A 20,952-nucleotide genomic window follows, 5' to 3' on the forward strand; every position below is an offset into this window, starting at 1 on the left:
TTACGCAACAGAATGAGCCGTGTGAGGTGCGCTGTCAACCGCTGACACGCGGACGTGAGCAGGCGCGGTGAATGGGCGGCAGTCAGAAACCGATCCGCTGGATGTAGTCGGTGATGTCGTCGACGGTGGCGAGCATCCGGGTGTCCCGATGCGGAATCCGGATGTCGAAGACCTCCTCGAGCTGGACGGTCAGATCGACGGACGAGATCGAGTCGAGGCCGTACTCGGACAGCTGCGTGGCGGGGTCGAGTGCGGTCGGCGGTACCCCCAGCACGTCGGCGACCGCTTGTCGTACCAGGATCGGGACGAGTTCATTCGTCGTGAGTTCCGCTTCCATGCTGCCCTCCCCTGAGCACGTCGGAATGGTGAGTCACTTGACTTACTGCCGACGATACTCGATCTGTGTGGCACGTCACAACCGGGTCGACAGTGCCTTGCCGATGCCGGTTGTCCGGCCGTGCGCACGACAGATCAGGCGAGGCCTCGCTGGGCGATCAGCTCGAGCACCTCCAGGCGTGCGCGGTACGGGTCGGTGTCCCGCGGCCAGTGCACGATCACGTCGGTGAATCCGAGTTCTCCTGCCCGGCCGACGATTTCGTCGAACAGTCCGACGCTCTCCAGCGAGTTCCGGGGAGATGAGTCCACGCTGAGGTACCGGTCGACGGCCTTGCCGTCGGACCGGTCGGCCACGGTCTCCTCGAATATCCGGCAATGACGCGCCACACCGCCGAACCAGTCGTCGAGGTTGTCGGCGCCTGCGCCGGTTGTCACCCATCCGTCTCCGTGACGTGCTGCGAACCGGACCGAGCGGGGACCGTTACCGGCCAGGATCAGCGGGATGCGATCACGGACGGACCCGCCGACGAGTCGCATGTCCCGGACCGAGTAGTACTCACCGTGGTCGCTCACATGATCGTCGGTCAGCATGCGGTCGAGGAGGAGGGTGAACTCCTGCAGCCGGTCGACGCGCTCGCGAACCGTGACGTCGGGTTGCCCGAGGATCGTGTCGTCCGGTGCTCCGCCCGCACCGAGCCCGACCAACAGCCGTCCGTCGGAGATGTCGGCGACGGTCTGCACCTCACGCGCCAGCGACGCCGGATGCCGAAAGTTCGGGGAGATCACAAAGGCGCCGAGGCCGATGCGCGACGTGACTCCCGCAGCGGCGGTCAGGGTCGGGATGCAGGAGAACCATTGCGAATCGGGCAGGCCACCCCACACGAGGTGGTCGTAGGTCCATGCATGGTCGAAACCCATCTCCTCGGCGCGTTGCCACCGGGGACGCGTGTGGCGCCAGGGCTCCTCGGGCAGGATGCAGATGCCGAATCGCATGGTCAGACTCTAGTGCGACGATCGTGCGTCGCACTAGCGTTGAGACGTCCGGCAGCGCCGATCATGGCCTGGTCGCGGGTGGGAACGAGGCTTCGATGAGACGCGGTTCCGCGGTGGTCGTGTCCGTGTTGGTGTGCGTCACCGCGATGGTCCTCGGCTATCAGACGAGCGCCCACGCGGCACCGTTCCGGACGGTGGTTGTCGGGCCCGACCTCGCGGCCTGCCTCGGTGAGCAGACCGCCATGAAGAATGCGTCGTGCGCTGTGGCGCTGACCGATCTGTGGCTCGGGCACCGGGGGCGGGCTTCGGTGGTCCGAGAGACGGTGATGGTTCAGAACCCGGGCGCGGGGTTGTCGTGGAACAGCGAGAACGGTGACGTCTGCGTCTACGCCGAACTCGGGAGATTGATCAATCTCGGGCTCCACCACTGTGACAAGACCACGTTCTTCAATCCTGAGACGGATGCCGCCCTCATCTCGACGCGGAGCCGGGCCGTGACCACCTTCGTCCACGAGTCGAGCCACGGTGTGCAGGAGAGCGTCGGGTTGAGGCCGGTGTCCACCACCGTGTTCGGCCCGGTCGACGAGGTGCGTCGTCTGGAGTTCGCCGGCGACTGCTGGTCGGGTGCCGGGTGGAGTTGGCTGGTCGCCGAGGGTTACCTGTCACCTGCCGATCTGACCCAGGCTGTGGCGTTCATGTACTCATTGCCCGGCCGGCCCACGCACGGCACCGGCGCCGAGCGCGGGCGGGCCTTCGAGCGCGGGATCGCGGAGGGCGCGGCGGCCTGCGATGCGATACTGGGCCGGTCCGCCTACACCTAGACGCATCTGCGTCCTCTGATGCGCGACCACGGGGAGAGATCCATGACCACCGCCTACGACTTCACCGCTGACGACATCGACGGCAACCCGGTTCCGTTGTCCGGCTACGCCGGGCTGCCGCTCCTCGTCGTCAACACCGCCTCGAAGTGCGGTTTCACACCGCAGTACGAAGGGCTCGAGGCCTTGCACCGCAAGTACTCCGACCAGGGGCTGCGGGTGCTCGGATTCCCGTGTGATCAGTTCGCGCACCAGGAACCGGGCGATGCGGACGAGATCAAGAACTTCTGCTCGCTGACCTACGACGTCACGTTCCCGATGTTCGCGAAGATCGACGTCAACGGACCCGAAGCGCATCCGCTCTATGCGTGGCTGCGTTCCGAGAAGCGAGGGCTGCTCGGCGGACGGATCAACTGGAACTTCACCAAGTTCCTCATCGGACGTGACGGCACCGTCGTCGATCGGTTCGCGCCGACCACCAAGCCCGAGAAACTGACCGGGGCGATCGGCGGACTGCTCTGAGATCACCCCTTGCATGCAAGCTTGCATGCAAGGGGTAGGGTGCCCGCATGACCACGACCACCGGGCCCGTCGCCGCCGAGCGCGCGTATGCCCACACCAAGGCTCGGATCATCAGCGGAGACTTGCCCGGAGGTGCGCTGGTGAGCGAGGGTGCGATCGGCGCCGAGCTCGGGATCAGCCGGACCCCCGTCCATGAGGCGTTCCTCTTGCTCAGCGCCGAGCAACTGATCGAACTCGTCTCCCGCAAGGGTGCGATCGTCCGGCCGATGACGCATCGCGAGGCCGAAGACGTCCTGGCCATGCGCAAGGGCATCGAATCGGCGTCGGCGGCCCAGGTGTTCGCGGCCGGTGGTCCCGCCGAACGTTGTGCCGGCCTGTTCGCGGAGAATCTGGAACGGCAGCGTCGTCACGTCGACGCCGGGGACGTGTCCGGGTTCGTCGAGGCCGACGACGACTTCCACGCGCTGATGGTGGAGGCCTCGGGCAATCCGGTGGCTCAACACTTCTACGAGGAGCTGCGGAGTCGCCAGCAGCGTCTGCGCAATCTGCTGCTCCGCGTGGACCCGGCGAATCTGATGTCGTCCTACGACGACCACCGGGAACTCGCGGATTGCTTCCTGCGCGGTGATGCGACGCGATTCGCCGACGCGCTCGACGCCCATCTCGATCGTTACCAGGGGGCGGTATGAGCCTGGAAACGCAACAGCGCTCGACGGCCGTGGACCTCGCGTCCCGCCGCGCGTTGCCGCCGTGGGTTCTCGTGTTCGGGGCGGTGTTCGTCTGTTCGTGGGCGGGCAACCAGTTCAGTCCGATGTTGCTGCTGTACAAGGAGGCCGAGCACTACTCGGCCGGCACGGTCACGAGCTTCCTGGGTGTCTATGTGGCCGGGCTCGCGCCGGCGCTGATCATCGCGGGCGCGGTCTCCGACCACGTCGGCCGACGGATTCCCATGTTCTGGGCCGTCTGCTTCGGTCTCGCCGGGAGCGTGCTCCTCTCGCTGGGCGAACTCGGCTCCGTCCCCATCTATCTCGGCCGCCTGGTGTCGGGTATGACGGTCGGGACGGCGATGGCCGTCGGGACAACCTGGCTCAAGGAGATGTCCGGAGAGCCGTATGACATGACCGCCGACGCCGGCTCAGGCGCGCGCCGTGCATCGCTCGCCTTCACCCTCGGGTCGGCGTTGGGTGCGCTGGTGGCAGGCAGCATCGCGCAGTGGGGGCCGTGGCCAGAGGTGTTGCCCTACGCGATCCATGTGGTGGTTACGCTGCCGTTCCTCTGGCTCGTCCGGCGCCCGCCCGAGACGAGCGCTCCCGACGCGGTTCGCCCGCCTCTGCGGACCCGCCTGTCGGTGCCGTCGGCTCGGCACCGACGATTCCTCCGTGTGGTGGTCGTCTGCGGCCCTTGGCTTTTCGTTGCGTGCGGACTCTCCTACGGGTACCTTCCGGTGCTTCTCGGGGATGCGGCCGGTGGCCTCGGGCTCGCCTACGCGACGGTGCTCAGCGTGATCGCGCTGGTCTCCGGTGCGCTCATCCAGCCGGTGGCCAAGCGAATCGACTCGTCCTCCAGCGCACGTGGAATCGTCGTCTCGCTCGCGACGCTGACCGTCGGCATGCTGGTGATGATGGCAGCGGTGGCGACCGATCAGCTGATCGTCGGTGCGGTGGCGAGCGTGGTCTTCGGGGCCGGCTTCGGAATCGGTCTCGTCTCCGGCCTTCTCGAAGTCCAGCGCATCGCGCCGGCCGCGGACCTGGCCAAGCTCACCGGGGTCTTCTATGCCGTTGCCTACGTGGGGTTCATCGTCCCGACGATCCTCGCGGCGCTGACGCCGCCGTTCACCACCATCGAGCTGCTGACGGCACTCGTCGTGCTGCTGATCATCTCGACCCTGGCGGTGCTCGTCAGCTATCGAAAGCACCTGCCGGTGACCGGCTTGCGGTGGTGAACAACGGGACGATGCAGGTGGTGACGATCTCGGCGATGTCGTCGTCGGACACGCGTCCGTAGACGAGGGTGTCATGGCGCAGCATGGTCAGGGGCACTGCCAGAACCCGTGGTGGCAGCGGCGCGTCACCGAGTTCGCCACGCGCGCGGGCCTGATCGACAATCGGGCCGAGCACCACGCTGATCCGGTCGGAGAACAGTGACTGTCCCCAACCGGGGTCGCTGGGATCGAGGTCGGCCAGGAGCCCGACGACCATCTCCCGTCGGTGGTCGAGGATGTCCCGTCCGCCCCTGAGCGCGAGCTTCAGATCGTCGGCGAGACTGCCGGTGTCGACCGTGAAGGTCAGTTCGATCTGCTCGTCGGCCGCCATCGCGGCGAGCACCATGTGCGCCTTGGTGGCCCAGCGGCGGTAGAGGACCGCCTTGCCCGTGCCTGCCGCCGCCGCGACGCCTTCGTACGTGGTGTTCGCGTACCCGTGCCGATCCACCTGGTCACGCACCGCTTCGAGGATCGCGCGCTCGAGTTCGGCGCCCCGCCGTCGGTGAGCAGGCATCTCCACCTCCACAGAGGAAACGTTGCGTTTCTTATCTGAGAACTCTACACTTCTCTCGTTAGGAAACGAAGCGTCTCTTAGGAGTGGGGTCTCATGGCAATGCCAACATCGGATCGGGCCGGCCAGATGTCCCCACGCAAGATGATCGGTCTGATCGTCGGCATCGCGATCCTGCTGACCCTCATGGTCATCGCGTTCGCCCTCCCGGCCTCGCGGTCGGCGCCCCACGATGTCCCGATCGGCGTGGTCGCTCCGGCGGCACAGGCGGCTCATTTCGAGCAGGGCGCAGACGGATTCGCGGTCACCGCCTACCCCGATCAGGCGGCCGCGACAGACGCGATCCTCGACCGGGAGATCTACGGCGCGGTCGTGTTCGGCGCGAAGGGACCGGAGACGGTGGTGGTGTCGAGTGCCGCGAGTCCGGCGGTTGCCACCTTGTTGGGGACCGTCGGCCAGAGGATGGGTATCACGACGCAACCCGTTGACGTCCAAGGGTTTCCCGCCGACGACCCGAAGGGTGCGGGCCTAGCGGCCGGCGCGCTGCCGCTGGCGCTCGGTGGCTGGATCGGTGCGATGGTGATCATGCTGCTCATCCCCGGCAACGGTGCCCGGCTGGTGGCCGCCGCCGGTGTGTCGGTGGCCGGGGGGCTGGCGTTGGTGGCCACGCTGCAGTTCGTGATCGGCACGTTCGACGGCAACTACTGGGTGACCAGTCTCGCCGCGATGCTGGGCATCGCCGCCACCTGTTTCATGGTTCTGGGTCTGCGTGAGCTCCTCGGCGGCATCGGTCTCGGCATCGCCGCTGTGCTCTTGATCTTCCTGGGCAATCCGCTGTCGGGATTGCAGAGTGCTCCCGAACTGTTGCCCGCCCCGTGGGGGACGCTCGGTCAGTTGCTGCCGCCGGGTGCGACCGGAATGTTGTTGCGCGACGTCGTCTTCTTCGAGGGGCACGGCATCGCGCGGTCGATCGTCGTGCTGTGCTTCTGGCTGGCTCTCGGTCTCGCGCTCTACGGGGCAGGCATGGTTCGCGCACGGCGCAAACGCGACTCGGAGCCTGCCGATCCGGGCACGACGACGGACGGGACCGCGGTGGCGGTGGGCTGAGTACCGCCGGATTCGCCCCGGAGGGCCGGATTCGGGTGCTGCGATCAGCCCATCACGAGATGAGTTCGGCGAGCGCCACATCCGGGTTCGCGAGTGTGGCGGTGTCCACCGACGTCCGGGCCGTGATGAGATCCTTGATCCCTTCGAGCTGATCCCAGATGTTGACCTGCATCCCCGCCAGCACGTGTGATTCGCCGTCGAGCCAGAACACGACAAACTCCCGTCCCGCGACGTCGCCGCGGAACACCACCTGTTCATAGCCGGTCGACAGTCCGGTGTACTCCATGCCCAGGTCGAACTGGTCGGTGAAGAAATACGGGAGATTCGAGTACTCCTCGCTGCCGCCGAGCATGTTGGTGACCGCCACCGCAGGCTGGTTCAGCGCGTTCGCCCAGTGCTCGGTACGCACCCGCGTGTGCAGGAGCGGGTGCTCGGCGTTCGCGATGTCGCCGACCGCGAACACATCGGGATCACTGCTCGCAAGGCCCGCGCCGACGAGCACGCCGCCATCGGCCGTCGCCAGCCCGGCTGCCTCCGCGAGTTCGAGATTGGGGACGGCTCCCGCCGCGATCAGCACCACCTCGGCGTCGACGGTGTCGCCGCCCGCCAGCCGGAGGCCACGCGCGGCGCCGCCCTCGGTGATGATCTCCGCGACCTCGACGCCGGTGCGCAGGTCCACTCCGTGTTCACGATGCAGCTCGGCGAACACCTCGGCGACCTCCGGCCCGAGGGCGCCCAGCAGGGGCTGTGGGGCGAACTCGGCGACGGTCACCTCGGCGCCGCGTTCCCGGGCGCTTGCCGCGACCTCGAGCCCTATCCAACCGCCACCGACGATGGCGACGCGGGTCGTGTCGGTGATCGCATCGCTCAACCGCTGCGCGTCGTCGATGGTCCGCAAGTAGTGGACACCGTCCGCGTCGGCGCCGGGCAGGTCGAGACGACGTGATCGAGAACCGGTGGCCAGCAAGAGTTTGTCGTAGGCGACGGTGCTGCCGTCCGGAAGCCGCACCGACTTGCCCGCGACGTCGAGGTTGTCGATGTCGGTGCCGGGGCGCAGGTCGATCCTGTTGTCCCGATACCAATCTCCATCGTGCACGGTGAAGTCGTGGAGGGTTTTCTTCCCGGCCAGGAACTCCTTGGACAGCGGCGGTCGCTCATAGGGCAGACGCTCTTCGGCGCCGAACAGGATCACGTCTCCGTCGAAATCCTGTGCGCGTAGCGCCTCGGCCGCTTTCGCACCGGCCAGGCCGCCTCCGACGATCACGATGGTGGTCACGAGCATCGCCTCCGTCTTGCATCTGGTGCAGACGATGATCTGCACCGGCTCTCGGGTTCGTGCGTCTGGGCCCGACTCTACTCGCGACGTATGCGATCAGAGGTGTTGTGCGATCAGCGGTCCGCCCACTCGGCGAGCGCGTCGACGGTGGTGATGTGGTCGACGCCGCGCAGCGCCGCGCCGTGCAACGGACCGTCGTCGCCGTGGATTCCGTCGATCACCTCCGGGGGTCGATGCTTACGGAACGACATCAGCCCACCGAGATACGCGGCGTCGAAGGGTTCGCGGGCCGCCGTGCGCAGCGGTGCGGCGAGCCCGCCGAGGGTGACGACGTCGGGATCGTGGATGTTGACCAACCCGGCGATCCCGCGACCGAGGGAGGAGCCGACCAGATCGAAGGTGCGCTGGATCTCTGGCCCGGTTGTGGTGCGGCGCGCATCGAGGAGGTCGTAGGCGTAGCGCAGCGGGTTCTCCGGCGGCGGGTCGCCGCGGTGTCGGGCGAGGGCCCGGCCGTCGACGGTGAGGTCCCAGCACCCGTGGGCGCCACACGGACACAACTCTGCGGGATCGCCGAACGGCACGTGGCCGTACTCGCCTGCGCCGCCGTGTGCGCCGATCACCGGCACACCCTCGACCACCAGCGCGCCACCGAGCCCGACGGCGATGATCAGGTGCAGCGCGGTCCCGACGCCGCGCGCAGATCCGGTGCGTGCCTCGGCCAGACCGGCCAGGGTGGCGTCGTTGCCGACGAGGATCGGGAGCTTGACGTCAGCGGGTGGTTCCGCGATGAGGCCTGACAGGTCGATCTCCGACCAGTCGAGCGGGGTGAACTGGACCAGACGGTCGTCGCGGACCGCACCGGCGACCGACACGGAGACCGCGCGGATTCGCTCGCCGTGTTGCCCGTGGATCGCGCCGACGACGTCGGCGATCTCGGCCAGCACGGGCATCGGGTCCCGGCCCATCCGCGTGGTGCTCGCCGCCACGCGCGGGACACCGTCGAGGTCTGCGGTCGCCACCCGCCATCCGGTGAGACTGAGCTCGACCGCGATCACGAGAGGCCCGGACGGATGTGCATGAAGAACGGTGGTGGGTCTCCCGCGTCCCTGGGCCGGGGCGGGGCTCTCGTCGAGCAGCGCGACGCGGCGCAGTCGAGCCAGCAGCTCGGTCGCGGCGCCGCTGCGGATGCCGAGTTCCTGAGCTGCCGACGCGCGGGTGACACCCGGCTGGGTACGCACCACGTCGATCAGTCGGGCGGCCGTCAGCCAGCGGGCGGCGGTCGGACCGGCGGACGGGATGGCCATCGGGTCATCTTCGCATTTCCAATAAACTCGTATAACGAGTATATTCTCCTGATGCCCGCGACCAGCATCGATCTGGCCGACTCCCGGCACGGAGTCCGCCAGAACGCACCTGCCCTGCTGACCTTGGCGGTCGCCGGGTTCCTCGCGGTGACCACCGAGATGCTGCCCGTGGGTCTGTTGCCCGCCATAGGGGATGCGTTCGGGGTGGGCGACTCGGTCACCGGTCTGCTGGTGACGGTGTTCGCGGTGATGGTTGCCGTCTTCGCGGTGCCGCTGACCATCGCCACCAAACGGTTCGCCCGCAAGAGGCTGATCCTCACCACTGTGGTCGGCTACCTGATCAGCAACCTGCTGATCGCCACCGCGCCGAGTTTCGCCGTCGTGGCCGCGGGGCGGGTGGTCGGTGGGCTGGCGCACGCCCTGTTCTTCTCGGTGTGCATCGGCTACGTCCCGCGGCTCGTCGAGCATCGCCAGGTCGGTCGGGGTCTCGCCGTCGTCGCCGGCGGTACCACGGCGGGGTTCGTCCTCGGCGTGCCGTTGTCGACGGCGCTGGGCTCGGCGATCGGCTGGCGCAACGCATTCGTCACGCTCGCCGTCGTCGCGCTCATCGCCGTCGTCCTCATCGTCCGTTTTCTGCCTGCTGTGAGCGGTGCCGCCGCTGGCCGCCGGATCGAAAAGCCCGGTGCACGCAAAGATCTCGGTGTGGTGGTCACGTCGAACACGCTGACCTTCATCGGTCAGTACACGCTCTACACCTACATCAGTGTCGTACTGCTGGCCGCCGGTGCGCAGGAGTCGTGGATTGGACCACTCCTGCTGCTGTGCGGTATCTGCGGTCTGTTCGGACTCGCGTGCGTTGGCCGCACGATCGATCGTCGTCCGCGGACCACGGTTCTCACCGTCCTGGTGCTGCTGGCGGCGACCATCCTCGCGGTGGGTCTGTCGCACCAGTGGTTGGTCCTGCTGGTCATCGCGATGGCCTTGTGGAACGGTCTGTTCGGCGGGGTGCCGTCGATGTACCAGTCCGCCGCGGTCCGCGCGCTGACGGATGCGCCCGAGGTCGCCGGTGCGTGGATCAACTCGACGTCCAACATCGGCATCGCACTGGGCGCGCTGATCGGTGGTTCGTTGCTCGCGTCGGATTCGGCCACCTTCCACCTCGCGTGTGTGGGTGCTGCGTTCGTGGTCGCCGGGTTGGTGGTCGCGGTCCGGGGAAGACGGGGGTTTCCGGGGTGAACCTCGGCGGGCCTGTCGGTCGTCGTCCACGGTCCGGACACCGCTGACCCATCCACCTCGCGCACGGCTCCGAAATACTTTGCGTGCGACCCTCCGAAGCACTCACCGTGCCATCTGTCCGCGCTGGTCGAGACCGAACGCGTCAAGATCTGACGAGCGTGGAGACGATCGTGCGCGCCCACGTTGCCGACCATGCCCGCCGCCTGGCGCAGATCGACCCTGATCTCGTCCCGGTGACCGAACTGCTGGGAGACATGGCTTCGCGCGGAAAGCGACTTCGTGCCGCATTCTGCCTGGCCGGTGCCCGCGGTGCCGCGGGCGGACCGCTGCCACCGGGCGCGGCCGATGTGGCTTCCGCACTCGAGCTGTTCCACCTCGCCGCATTGGTGCACGACGACGTGATGGATCACAGCGAGCAGCGGCGCGGGCTGCCGACCGTCCATCGCCGCTGCGCCGCCGAGCACCGCCGTGCCGGGTGGTCCGGCGACGCCGACGCCTACGGGGAGGCCGTGGCGATCCTCGTCGGCGACTTCTGCCTGTCCTGGGCGGACGACCTCGTCGACCACGGCTTCGCGGACCACGACCGACGAACACGCATGTCGGGGCGGGCGGTGTGGTCGCAGATGCGGGACGAGACCATCGGGGGTCAGTTCCTCGATGTCCTCGGGCAGGTGCAGCAGACCACCTCGGCGCAGCGGGCCCGCGTCGTCCTGCGCTTCAAGAGCGCGCGGTACACCGTGGGCCATCCCCTTCGGCTCGGTGGCGTACTCGGCGGTGCGGACGAGGAGTTGATGGACTCGTACGAGCGGATCGGACTGACCGCAGGCGAGGCGTTCCAGTTGCGCGACGACGTGCTCGGTGTCTTCGGCGATCCGGAGGTGACCGGTAAACCCGTCGTCGACGACATCCGCGAGGGCAAGCGGACACTGCTCGTCGTGATCGCGTCGGAGCGCGCGAATCCTGTTCAGCGGCAGCATCTCGACCGTCATCTCGGCGATCCGGGACTGACGGAGAAGGACCTCCTCACGGTGCGCGAGATCCTCGCGGACACCGGAGCGGTGGACGTCGTCGAAGACCGGATCGAGGAACTCACGCTCGAGTCACTTCGCATCGTGGACGAATCGACCTCGGACGAGATCACGCGGCTCGCGCTCAGGGATCTGATCGAGCGCTGCGCGTGGCGGCGTGCATGAGATCTGCGCCCGGACGGTCAGGGATGACGTGACGGAATACGACGAGCGGCCGGTTGTCGAGATGCGGATCTGGGGTGTGGAGCGCGTACTGCCCGCGCTGGCCCGGGTGGCGCGCACCCGGTCGGCGATGCGAGGTCTCCCCGGACTCGGATTCGGGAAGATCATGGGTACGGGATCGGCGCGCACCTTCACGCCGCGCGACGCCGATCTGCACCACTGGGCGCTGTTGACGGTGTGCACGGACGCTTCCGCCGCCGAGTCGGCATCGACCGGGGTCATCCGATCCTGGGACTCGGCGTGTTCCGAGCGGCTGCACGTGACGATGCGCCCGCTCGCCTCCCGTGGCCGTTGGGCACGCCAGGAGCCTTTCGGCCCGCAGACGGAGCTCGCCCACCACCCTTGGACGGGACCGGTTGCCGCGATCACCCGGGCGCGTCTGCGCCCGACGCGGGCGATGTCGTTCTGGCGAGCTGTCCCACCCGTCGTCGACGAGCTCGATCGCTCGCCTGGCCTCCGGATGGCACTGGGAATCGGCGAGGCGCCCATCGGATTACAGGGCACCTTCTCGGTGTGGGATTCGAGCGACGACCTCACCGGATTCGCCTACCGCTCACCCCGACATCGTGCCGTCGTGCGGCGTACCGACCCCGCCCGCTGGTACGCGGAGGAATTGTTCACGCGACTCGCGGTGACCGACATCAGTGGAACCTATCGGGGCCAGAGGCCATGATTCCTTTGACCTTTCGACGACGACCCTCGTACGCCGCGGTCTCCGGACCCCACGACACCGTCGTCGGGAAGCGTCTGCCGACGGTCGCATGGATGCTGCTCGCGGCCGGCGTGGCCGCCCAGATCGCCTTCCCGTACACCGACGGTGGCACCCTTGTCCTCACGGTGGCCAGTGTCGCGTGTCTCGCCGCCGCGGTCCTCGCGGATGCGGCGAGCACCCGTGGACGGAAGGCCGCGGTGATCCTACTGCTCGTCGCCGGCGGAGGCGGGCTTCTTGCCGAATCGATCGGTGTCCGCACCGGATTCCCTTTCGGCAGTTATGAGTACACCGGAAATCTGGGAGCGGAGCTTCTCGACGTCCCGATCGTGATCCCGTTCGCCTGGGTCATGATGGCGTGGCCCGCACTTGCCGTGGCCCGCCGCCTGGTGGGACCGCGCCGCCGCTGGGCGACAGCGCTCGTCGGAGCCTGCGCGCTCACGGCGTGGGACATCTTTCTCGATCCGCAGATGGTCGATCAGGGCCACTGGGCGTGGCGGTTCCCGCATCCCGCTCTGCCCGGGGTGGAAGGGATCCCGCTGACCAACTCGCCGGATGGTTCGTCGTGTCGTTTCTCCTGATCGCCGCTCTCGATCATCTCATCGGACACTCGCCGTATGATGCGTTGCCGGTCGCGCTGTATCTGTGGACCTATTTCTCCTCGATGCTTGCGCACGCCGCGTTCTTCGGCCGCCCGCCCGTTGCGGTCGCGGGCGGCCTGCTGATGGGTGCGGTGGCCATCCCGCTACTCGTGTCGGTGCTGCGTGCACGTTCGCCGGGAGGCCGTCGTGCCGCGTGAGATCTGGGAGACAGCAGTGCGATCGGGTAGTGGTATCGCGGTCGCGGCGTTTCTGCAGACGCTGCACAATGCGTCCGTGATCAGGCGTCCGGTCTCGGGAGCGATGCCCCGATCCGAAGCCTTGACGGTCCTGATCCCGATGCGAGACGAGATCGTCAACGTCGCCGACTGCATGGCCGCCGTGCTCGACGGGTGCGACGGTTGGCCCGGTCTGGCACGAGTCGTCGTCCTCGACGACGAATCGACGGACGGCACGTCGGAGGCGCTGGCCGACATCGCCGTTCGCGACCATCGGGTTCGGGTGGTGGCCGGCGAACCGATTCCACCGGGCTGGCTCGGAAAACCGTGGGCGTGTCATCAGTTGTCGCGCTTCGCCGACGACGACGGCGGGGTGCTGATCTTTCTCGACGCCGACGTGCGGGTCGAACGGGATGCGTTCGCCGCATCGGCCGCATTGCTGCGGGCGACCGGACTCCAACTCGTCAGCCCGTACCCGCGCCAAGAGACGCACGGGCCCGTCGAGCGGCTCGTCCAGCCGCTGCTGCAGTGGTCGTGGATGAGCACCCTCCCGCTCCGCCTGGCCGAACGTTCTGCGCGGCCCTCACTCTCGGCGGCCAATGGCCAACTGCTGGTGTGCGATGCCACCGCCTACCGTCGGGCCGGTGGCCATGCATCCGTGCGCGCGGAGATCCTGGAGGACATCGCCCTGCTACGCGCGGTCAAGCGTTCCGGCGGGCGTGGAGTCGTCGTCGAGGGCAGTGAGGTGGCGTCCTGTGCGATGTACGACGGCTGGCGGCAGGTGCGCGATGGCTATCGCAAATCACTGTGGTCGGCGTTCGGGTCGTTGCCCGGCACGATCGCCGTGGTCGCGCTGCTGAACGTCGCCTACGTGGTGCCTGCCGCCGCGATGCTCCGAGGGTCGCGTGTCGGGTTCATCGGCTATCTGGCGGGGGTGGCGTCGCGGGTGATCGTGGCACGAACCACCGCCGGTCGGGTCTGGCCGGATGCCCTCGCCCACCCGTGGTCGATTCTGGCCTTCACCGCCCTGACCGCCGATTCCGTTGTGGCGCACCGACGAGGTTCGCTGACTTGGCGCGGACGCAGTGTGGCGGTGCGCCGATGAGCGACATCATCGTGGTCGGTGCGGGCGTGGGTGGGCTGGCCGCCGCCCTGCGTCTGCGGGCCCGCGGACACCGCGTCACGGTGATGGAACAATCCGGCGAGATCGGCGGGAAGCTCGGGGTGATCGAGACAGACGGTTTCCGGTTCGATACCGGCCCATCCCTGGTCACCATGCCACACGTCCTCGCGGACCTCTTCGAGTCCTCCGGCGTCGCGCTTGCGGACGCGCTCCCGCTGGCCAGGCTCGATGTGGCCGCCCGGTATCGGTTCCCCGACGGCAACCGGCTCGATCTCCCGGGTGAACTGACCGCGATCCCGGATGCGCTCGACGCCGCACTCGGCGCCGGGGCCGGTGCGCAGTGGGCAGCGTTCCTAGCTCGCGCAGAACAGATCTGGGATCTCACCCACGAGGTGTTCCTCGAGTCGCCCCTCGGCGTACGAGCCATGCTGCGGCGGTCCCGGCCTGTCGACATCGCGACCATCGCCCCGTGGCGAACCCTGCGAGGCCTCGGCCGGACGTATCTGTCCGATCCTCGACTGCGAATGCTGTTGGACCGGTACGCCACATACACCGGTTCGGATCCGCGGCGTGCCCCCGCCGCGCTGGCATCGGTGCCCTGGGCCGAACAGTCGTGGGGGTCCTGGTATGTGCCGGGCGGTCTCGGTCGTATCGCAACCGCCATCCGCGATCGGTTCACCGAGCTCGGCGGCGAGGTGCACCTCGACTCCGAGGTGGCCGAGCTCACCGTGGACGGTGACGGGCGCATCGACGGGGTGCGGATGGCCGATGGCCGCGTCCGGAAGACCGATCTCGTGGTCGCCAACGCCGACGCCGGTGAGGTGTACGGCCGACTGCTGAACACCCGGGCGGCACGGCGGGTGTCGGCACGCATCCGACGCGCGACACCATCACTCTCGGGGTTCGTCATCCTGCTCGGGCTCGACGACCCGCCACCGGATCACGCGCATCATCAGATCCTGTTCGCCGAGGACTACGACGCCGAATTCGACGGCGTGTTCGGACGCGGGGCGTTCGGCAGGCACGGCGACCCGCGGCCGGTCGATCGTCCGACGGTGTACATCTCGGCGCCCGACGACCCCGAGATCGTGCCCGGGCCTGGCACGGCATCGTGGTTCGTCCTCGTCAACGCGGCCCGGCACGACCCCCGCAACGGCGTCGACTGGGACGCTCCGGGACTCGCGACGTCCTATGCCGAGCGAGTGTTGTCGGTGATGGCCGCCCGCGGTCTCGACGTCCGTGATCGCATTCGGCATCGCACGATCCTGACCCCGGCCGATCTCGAACGCCGCACCCTGACGCCGGGAGGCTCCATCTACGGTTCGTCGTCCAATGGGCCGCGTTCGGCATTTCTCCGACCGGCCAACGCCTCTCCGGTCCCCGGGCTGTACCTCGTCGGAGGATCGGCGCACCCGGGCGGCGGTCTGCCGTTGGTCATGCTGTCGGCGGCGATCGTCGCCGATCTCATCGGACCGGCCTGAGGAGCGAAGCGTCACCACTTGTTCCCTGAGGAGCGAAGCGTCACGAAGGGTCACGCCGACGGGCCCACCGACCTGTCCCCGCGAATCCTCTTGCGCACCAACTCGGCACTGATGAGGCACATCGGAAGGCCGATGCCCGGGGTGGTACTCGATCCGGCATACAGCAGCCCGTCGACCTTCCGTGACCGGTTCGATGCACGGAAGAACGCGCTCTGCCCGAGGGTGTGGGCGGGCCCGAGTGCGCCACCCGACCACGAGTTCAGATCCTTGACGAAATCGGCCGGGCCCACCGTCCGCCGCACCACGATCCGCTCGGCGAGGTCCGGTATACCCGCCCAGTGCGCGATCAGATCGATGGCCCGGTCTGCGGTCTCCTCGACCAGGCGATCACCGTCCCGGTCGACGCCGCCCGATCCCAGGCCGGGGTCCGGCGGGACCGGCACCAGAAGGAACAGATTCTCGTGGCCGTCTGGCGCCACCGTCGCGTCAGTCGCCGACGGTCGGCAGACGTACAGCGAAGCGGGATCGGGTATCCGGGTGGGCGATTCGAAGATCGCGTCGAAGTTTCCCGTCCAGTCGGTGGAGAAGAGCAGCGTGTGATGACCCAGCTGCGGCGTCGCGCCGCGGATGCCGAGGAATACGAGCACCGCCCCCGGACCGGATACCGCGCGGTCCCACCATGCGTCGGGGAAGGTCTGCAGGGTTCGCGGGAGGAGTCCGGTCTCCACGTGATGCAGGTCGGCCGCGCCCACGACGATATCGGCCGGCAGCTCCTGCTCGACGCCGTCGGTGTCACTGATGCGGACCCCGGTGACCGTTGCCCGAGGGCGCCGGGGGAGGACGCGGGTGCGTGGCGTGGTGAGGATGGCGGTGGCGGCACTTCCGGTGTGTATCTTGACGCCACGCTCGGCGGCCAACGCCGCCAACGCTTCCGGAAGCCGGACGAAGCCGCCTTGGGGGTATCGGACTCCGTCGGCGAGGTCGAGCCAGCTCATCAGCTTGTACATCGCAGGTGTTCGGTCGGGCGAGGAGCCGAGGAACACGGCCGGGTATCCGAGGATCTGTCGGAGCCGAATATCGGAGAATCGTTGTGCCACATGGGCGTCGAGGGTAGTAGTCAACAGGCGCAGTAGCGTTCGTGCATGCTTCAGTATCGGCAGGCCCGCATAGGCGCCCATGGTGTCGAAGTTCGTGTACAGGAATCGTTGCACGGCAAGGTCGTACACGTCACGCGCCGACGCGAGGTAGTCGGCCAGTGCGGTACCGGCGCCCGGCTCGATCGACTCGAAGATCGAGCGGTTGCGGGCCTCGTCGCCGGTGATGTCGACGCTGTCGGCGATGCCCTCGAAGAACACCCGGTAGGCGGGTTCGAGCCGGATGAGGTCGATCTGTTCCTCGGTGGTCGTGCCCAGCAGCCGGAAGAACCGGTCGAAGACCTCCGGCATCAGCCACCAGGACGGACCGGTGTCGAACCGGAATCCGTCCTTCTCCCACGAGCCGGCACGGCCGCCCACGTCGTCGTTCTTCTCCACCACCGTCACGTCGTGACCGTCCTCGGCGAGCAGCGTCGCGGTGGCCAGACCGGCGACCCCGCCGCCGATGACGACGATGCGTCGGGCCGACGTATCGGTCACGCCCTCGATCCCGCCGTCGAGGGGACGCCGCGCCGCGCGGCGGCGACAGCGGCGATGCGCGCTTTGGTCGGTGCCGACACACGGACACGGCTGCGGCAGGCCACCTGGGGCGGGGTGGCGCGCAGGCGTCGTGCGAGCTCGGCGAACAGATCGTGGGCGGTGCAGACCGCGACGCGGGTGCCGCTGGGGAGAAGCGGGATCGCCTGCGCCGCTGCGACGAGGTCTGCGTCGATGTCGTCGAGCCACCGTTTCCAGGCATCGTCCGACGGATGGTCGGCATCCAATCCGATGAGGTACCGGCGGCCGAGATCGTGATCGTCCTGGGCCAGGTCGCGGAGGAAGTTGATCTTCTGGAATGCGGCGCCGAGCCGGCGAGCACCCGGCGCCAGCTGGTCGTAGCGCGCCTTCCGGTGCGGCTGATCCGCCAGAAACGCGTGGACGCACATCAGTCCGACGACTTCTGCCGAACCGTAGATGTAGTCGGCGAGACTGTCCTCGTCGTGGACGGTGCAGTCGAGGTCGGCTCGCATGGACGTGAAGAACGGGTCGACGAGAGCGGCGTCGATCCCGGTGCGCCGGGCGGTCCTCGCGAACGCATGCACGACGAGGTTGGTGCTCCAGCCCGCGGCCAGCGCTGCCGCGACGTCGTCGCCGAGGGCATCGAGCGCGCGGCGACGTTGCGCGACGGATTGGTCGGGCCGGGGTGCGTCGACGATCTCGTCGGCGAGCCGGACGAGTGCATAGATGTTGTGGACGTCGCGTCGGATCGCGGGCGCGAGTAGTCGCGAGGCGAGTCCGAACGAACTCGAGTAGGAGCGGATGACGAGTGCGGCGCTCTGCGTGGCCACGTCGTCGTAGTGGCGGAAGGCCGGCGTCTCCGACTCGTCGGCTCGACCGAGACGCATCACGGGATTCACGACTCCTCCGCGCGATACGGTCTCGGACCGAGGGCATCGACCTGGTCGACAAACCAGGGGCTGAACACCCACGGAGTGCGTCGGGCGGATTCCCAGACGTCGTCGACCGGCGCCCACACCATGTCCATCACCTCGGACGGATTCGGTCGGGGCGTCCCGACCGGGCGTGCCCGGAACACCGGGCAGATCTCGTTCTCCATGACACCGCCGGCGTCGACTGCCCGGTACCGGAAGTCGGGGAGAGCCGGGACGATGTCGGTGACGTCGAGGCCGAGTTCGCGCGGTGCGTACCGTCGCACCGCATCCTCGACGTCTTCGCCGGGGCGCGGATGACCGCAGAACGAGTTGGTCCACGCGCCGGGCCACGTGCGCTTGGTCAATGCCCGGCGGGTCATCAGGATGCGGCCCGCGGAGTCGATGAGATGGCAGGAGAACGCCAGGTGAAGTGGGGTGTCGGCGCCGTGGACACTACCTCGTGGCGCTGTCCCGTCCGGTCGTCCGTCGGCGTCGACGAGCACGACGAGGTCGTCGGTCATGTGACTGCCTCCCTTTTACGGCCCTACGAGATATGGGTCCGGCACTGTGCGGACACCCGTTGTTCGTCACCGACGCCGAATCGGATGGATCGCGTCGCGCACGATCACCGTGTTGCCGGCTCGTCGGGCACTGCGTCGCTCACCCGCTGATGAGTGGCCACAGTCCGTCGGCGCCCGCATCGACGGCGGCATCGGCGACGATCTGCTCCCAGTCGTGGACCGATCCGAACTCCGAACGCCACGCGAGTGCGGCAAGCGTGACCTCGTGCAGGGGATGCACCTGCGTCGTCCCGATGGCGCCGTGGACCTGATGGGCGTTGCGCACCACCGTGGACGTTGCGCGCCCGGTGCACGAGCGCGCCACGGCGACGAGGAATTGCAGGTTCGGTGCGGACCAGTCGGATCGCACGGCTGCGGTGAGAGTGGACTCGGTCGCCGCCTCGGCCAGAGAGGTCTCTGCGGCGATATCGGCAACCAGGCCCGTGACGGCCTGGAATCGGGCGAGGGGCCGACCGAACTGCTCTCGCTCCACGGCGTACCTGCTGGTGAGGTCGAGAGTGCGGTCGAGGGCTGCGCAGGTCTGGACGGCACGCGCCATCGCGCCGCGTAGCCGGAATCGATCGATGACGGTGGTGTCGACGTCGGCTCCGGTGAGGTGATCGAGCTGCGCGACAACGGTATCCCGCGGCTCGCCGGCCACGTTGGTACCCGCGGTGATGTCGAGGTCCGAGGTGTCGACGTCGGCAACCCGATAGCCGCCACCGGACGGCCAGGCGACGACCACTCGCTCCGCGCCTGCGGCCCAGCCCACATGCCGTGCGGTCCCGTGCCGGTCGAGCACACAAGCCGATCGGCGCGCATCGTCGACGGGGAAACCCGCCTCCGACAGCAACCAACCTGCCAGCAGGTCATGCTCGACGACCGGCGTCCGAACCCCGTGGGCGGCCGCGGCGCGCAGCAGTGCTGCCGCGGCGAACCAATCGGCGCCGCTCCCACCGCTTTCCTCTCGGCCCGTGAGGCGGGCGAGTCCGAGCTCGGAGAGTTGTTGCCACAGAACCGGATCCCAGGCGCTCGGATCCCGGTCCGCGGAATCGTCGGTGGCCGCCCGCTGCCGGTGTGCGGCGAACACCGCGGACAGCAGGTCCGCGAGTTCCCGGTCGACGACGGACCCGGACATCAGCGCAGCCCCAATCCGCGGGCGATGACGCCGCGCAGCACCTCGTTGGTGCCGCCGCGCAGAGTGAATCCCGGCCTCTGGACGACGGCGGCATCCACCATCCGATGATGTTCCGCCAGTGCGGGATCGGCGTTGTCGGTCAGCACATCGGCCCAGTCGGCGATGTCGCCCTCGGTGGTGGTGCCCAGCACCTTGACGACTGCGGCAGCGGTGTCGGCGGGTTCGCGGCGGGCGAGGGCGCCTGCGACGGCCGTCGACATCTGATGCAAACCGGCGACCCGTGCGACGAACCGGCCGAGATCGGGGTGACGGGGCAGCGTCTCGTCGCGCATCTGTGCGGCCGTTTCGGCCAGCAGGGGGAAGGTCGACAGAAACCGTTCCGGCCCGCTGCGTTCGAAGGCCAGCTCGGAGGTGACCTGAGCCCACCCGTCGCCGAGGGTGCCGAACAGCTTCGACTCGGGGACGAACACGTCGTCGAGGAGCACTTCATTGAAATGGTGCCGGCCATCCATCGACCGGATCGGACGGATGTCGACGCCGGTGCGATCGAGATCGACGATGAACTGACTCAGTCCGCGATGCCGATGGGCGGTGTCGAGCGGCTCGGACCGAGTGAGACAGATGAACGCTTCGGCGAGATGGGCGCCGGAGGTCCACACCTTGGTCCCGCTGACGGACCAACCCCCGTCGACACGGATCGCCCGGGTGCGGACACTGGCCAGGTCGGAACCCGAGTCGGGTTCGCTCATCCCGATCGCGAAGAAGCAGGTTCCTGCGGCGATCCTCGGGAGATAGTCACGCTTCTGTTCTTCCGTCCCGTACTTCAGCAGCGACGGAACGATCTGCCGATCGGCGATCCAGTGGGCCGCGACCGGCGCGCCCGCGGCCAGGAGTTCCTCGGTGACGACGAACCGTTGCGTCGCGTCGAGGCCATGGCCGCCGTACTCGACCGGCACGGTCATGCCGAGCCATCCGCGCGCGGCCAGGGCACGAGTGAAGTCTTCGTCCCAGCCGGTGAGCCAGCTGTCGACGTCGCGGTCGATCCGACCGGCGGCCCGCTGCTCGTCGACGAACTCCCGCACCTCGAGTCGTAGCGCGTGGTGTTCGGCGGGATCGTCGATGGTCGGCGGGACCAGACGCTGATCGGGCATGTTCTGCACGATAACGGGTGTGGGTGGTGGCGGGGGTCTCGATACGGGACTCACTCCGTTCGTCCCTACCCGA

20 protein-coding genes and 1 pseudogene are annotated in these 20,952 nt (G+C 68.2%); 11 read left to right on the plus strand and 10 right to left on the minus strand.

What is annotated here, in order from left to right:
- Positions 1–82: 82 nt before the first annotated feature.
- Together OVA31_RS12355 and OVA31_RS12360 are read right to left on the minus strand one after the other, a co-directional pair.
- A complete protein-coding gene (locus tag OVA31_RS12355) occupies positions 83–337 on the minus strand; it encodes an acyl carrier protein (protein WP_267626956.1) in 255 nt (84 codons plus the stop codon).
- A gap of 134 nt (positions 338–471) precedes the next feature.
- The gene (locus OVA31_RS12360; protein WP_267626957.1) at positions 472–1,329 is read right to left on the minus strand and encodes an LLM class flavin-dependent oxidoreductase; all 858 of its coding nucleotides are present in this window, start codon (positions 1,327–1,329) and stop codon (positions 472–474) included.
- A gap of 95 nt (positions 1,330–1,424) precedes the next feature.
- Between OVA31_RS12360 and OVA31_RS12365 the strand changes: the two genes are divergently transcribed.
- From OVA31_RS12365 to OVA31_RS12380, 4 genes are read left to right on the plus strand one after another with little or no spacing between them, the layout of a single operon-like run.
- A complete protein-coding gene (locus OVA31_RS12365; RefSeq protein WP_267626958.1) occupies positions 1,425–2,150 on the plus strand; it encodes a hypothetical protein in 726 nt (241 codons plus the stop codon).
- A gap of 42 nt (positions 2,151–2,192) precedes the next feature.
- Positions 2,193–2,669 (plus strand): glutathione peroxidase, encoded by a 477-nt coding sequence (locus OVA31_RS12370; RefSeq protein ID WP_267626959.1) that lies wholly within the window; start codon positions 2,193–2,195, stop codon positions 2,667–2,669.
- Positions 2,670–2,716: 47 nt separating this feature from the next.
- Complete coding sequence (locus OVA31_RS12375) at positions 2,717–3,358, plus strand: GntR family transcriptional regulator (RefSeq protein WP_267626960.1); 642 nt, start codon at positions 2,717–2,719, stop codon at positions 3,356–3,358.
- Complete coding sequence (locus OVA31_RS12380) at positions 3,355–4,611, plus strand: MFS transporter (RefSeq protein ID WP_267626961.1); 1,257 nt, start codon at positions 3,355–3,357, stop codon at positions 4,609–4,611. The genes OVA31_RS12375 and OVA31_RS12380 overlap by 4 nt, the downstream gene beginning before the upstream one ends.
- Here the strand turns inward: OVA31_RS12380 and OVA31_RS12385 are convergent.
- Complete coding sequence (locus OVA31_RS12385) at positions 4,568–5,164, minus strand: TetR/AcrR family transcriptional regulator (protein WP_267626962.1); 597 nt, start codon at positions 5,162–5,164, stop codon at positions 4,568–4,570. The two genes, OVA31_RS12380 and OVA31_RS12385, sit on opposite strands and share 44 nt — an antisense overlap.
- A 93-nt stretch (positions 5,165–5,257) precedes the next feature.
- Here OVA31_RS12385 and OVA31_RS12390 point away from each other — a divergent pair, with 93 nt between their 5' ends.
- A complete protein-coding gene (locus OVA31_RS12390; RefSeq protein WP_267626963.1) occupies positions 5,258–6,268 on the plus strand; it encodes a hypothetical protein in 1,011 nt (336 codons plus the stop codon).
- A gap of 52 nt (positions 6,269–6,320) precedes the next feature.
- Here OVA31_RS12390 and OVA31_RS12395 read toward each other — a convergent pair whose 3' ends face one another.
- The gene (locus OVA31_RS12395) at positions 6,321–7,544 is read right to left on the minus strand and encodes an NAD(P)/FAD-dependent oxidoreductase (RefSeq protein ID WP_267626964.1); all 1,224 of its coding nucleotides are present in this window, start codon (positions 7,542–7,544) and stop codon (positions 6,321–6,323) included.
- Positions 7,545–7,657: 113 nt separating this feature from the next.
- The gene (locus OVA31_RS12400) at positions 7,658–8,848 is read right to left on the minus strand and encodes an ROK family transcriptional regulator (RefSeq protein WP_267626965.1); all 1,191 of its coding nucleotides are present in this window, start codon (positions 8,846–8,848) and stop codon (positions 7,658–7,660) included.
- 51 nt (positions 8,849–8,899) lie between these two features.
- Between OVA31_RS12400 and OVA31_RS12405 the strand changes: the two genes are divergently transcribed.
- The 6 genes and pseudogenes from OVA31_RS12405 to OVA31_RS12430 all read left to right on the plus strand — a co-directional run bounded on the left by OVA31_RS12405 (position 8,900) and on the right by OVA31_RS12430 (position 15,464).
- Positions 8,900–10,084, plus strand: coding sequence for an MFS transporter (locus OVA31_RS12405; RefSeq protein ID WP_267626966.1), 1,185 nt, complete (start codon positions 8,900–8,902; stop codon positions 10,082–10,084).
- 170 nt (positions 10,085–10,254) lie between these two features.
- The gene (locus tag OVA31_RS12410) at positions 10,255–11,277 is read left to right on the plus strand and encodes a polyprenyl synthetase family protein (protein ID WP_267626967.1); all 1,023 of its coding nucleotides are present in this window, start codon (positions 10,255–10,257) and stop codon (positions 11,275–11,277) included.
- Between the two features lie 61 nt (positions 11,278–11,338).
- On the plus strand, positions 11,339–12,007 hold the full coding sequence (locus OVA31_RS12415) for a monooxygenase (protein WP_267631499.1): 669 nt from the start codon (positions 11,339–11,341) through the stop codon (positions 12,005–12,007).
- 92 nt (positions 12,008–12,099) lie between these two features.
- Positions 12,100–12,842, plus strand: a pseudogene (locus OVA31_RS12420) (carotenoid biosynthesis protein).
- Positions 12,832–13,965, plus strand: a complete 1,134-nt coding sequence (locus tag OVA31_RS12425) for a glycosyltransferase (protein WP_267626968.1) — start codon at positions 12,832–12,834, stop codon at positions 13,963–13,965. Before OVA31_RS12420 ends, OVA31_RS12425 begins: the two are co-directional and overlap by 11 nt.
- Positions 13,962–15,464 (plus strand): phytoene desaturase family protein, encoded by a 1,503-nt coding sequence (locus tag OVA31_RS12430; RefSeq protein WP_267626970.1) that lies wholly within the window; start codon positions 13,962–13,964, stop codon positions 15,462–15,464. Before OVA31_RS12425 ends, OVA31_RS12430 begins: the two co-directional genes overlap by 4 nt.
- A 50-nt stretch (positions 15,465–15,514) precedes the next feature.
- On the opposite strand, the gene crtI is transcribed toward OVA31_RS12430, so the two are convergent.
- From crtI to OVA31_RS12455, 5 genes are all read right to left on the minus strand, one after another.
- Positions 15,515–17,098 (minus strand): phytoene desaturase family protein, encoded by a 1,584-nt coding sequence (gene crtI, locus OVA31_RS12435; RefSeq protein ID WP_267626972.1) that lies wholly within the window; start codon positions 17,096–17,098, stop codon positions 15,515–15,517.
- Positions 17,095–18,003 carry a phytoene/squalene synthase family protein gene (locus OVA31_RS12440; protein WP_267631500.1) on the minus strand — a complete coding sequence of 303 codons (909 nt, stop codon included), beginning with the start codon at positions 18,001–18,003 and terminating at the stop codon, positions 17,095–17,097. The genes crtI and OVA31_RS12440 overlap by 4 nt, the downstream gene beginning before the upstream one ends.
- Before the next feature lie 8 nt (positions 18,004–18,011).
- Positions 18,012–18,551, minus strand: a complete 540-nt coding sequence (gene idi / locus OVA31_RS12445; protein ID WP_267626974.1) for an isopentenyl-diphosphate Delta-isomerase — start codon at positions 18,549–18,551, stop codon at positions 18,012–18,014.
- A gap of 139 nt (positions 18,552–18,690) precedes the next feature.
- The gene (locus tag OVA31_RS12450) at positions 18,691–19,728 is read right to left on the minus strand and encodes an acyl-CoA dehydrogenase family protein (protein WP_420714014.1); all 1,038 of its coding nucleotides are present in this window, start codon (positions 19,726–19,728) and stop codon (positions 18,691–18,693) included.
- Positions 19,728–20,879, minus strand: coding sequence for an acyl-CoA dehydrogenase family protein (locus OVA31_RS12455; protein WP_267626975.1), 1,152 nt, complete (start codon positions 20,877–20,879; stop codon positions 19,728–19,730). The genes OVA31_RS12450 and OVA31_RS12455 overlap by 1 nt, the downstream gene beginning before the upstream one ends.
- Positions 20,880–20,952 lie beyond the last annotated feature (73 nt).

This window comes from Gordonia sp. SL306 (assembly GCF_026625785.1).
Lineage (GTDB): Bacteria > Actinomycetota > Actinomycetes > Mycobacteriales > Mycobacteriaceae > Gordonia.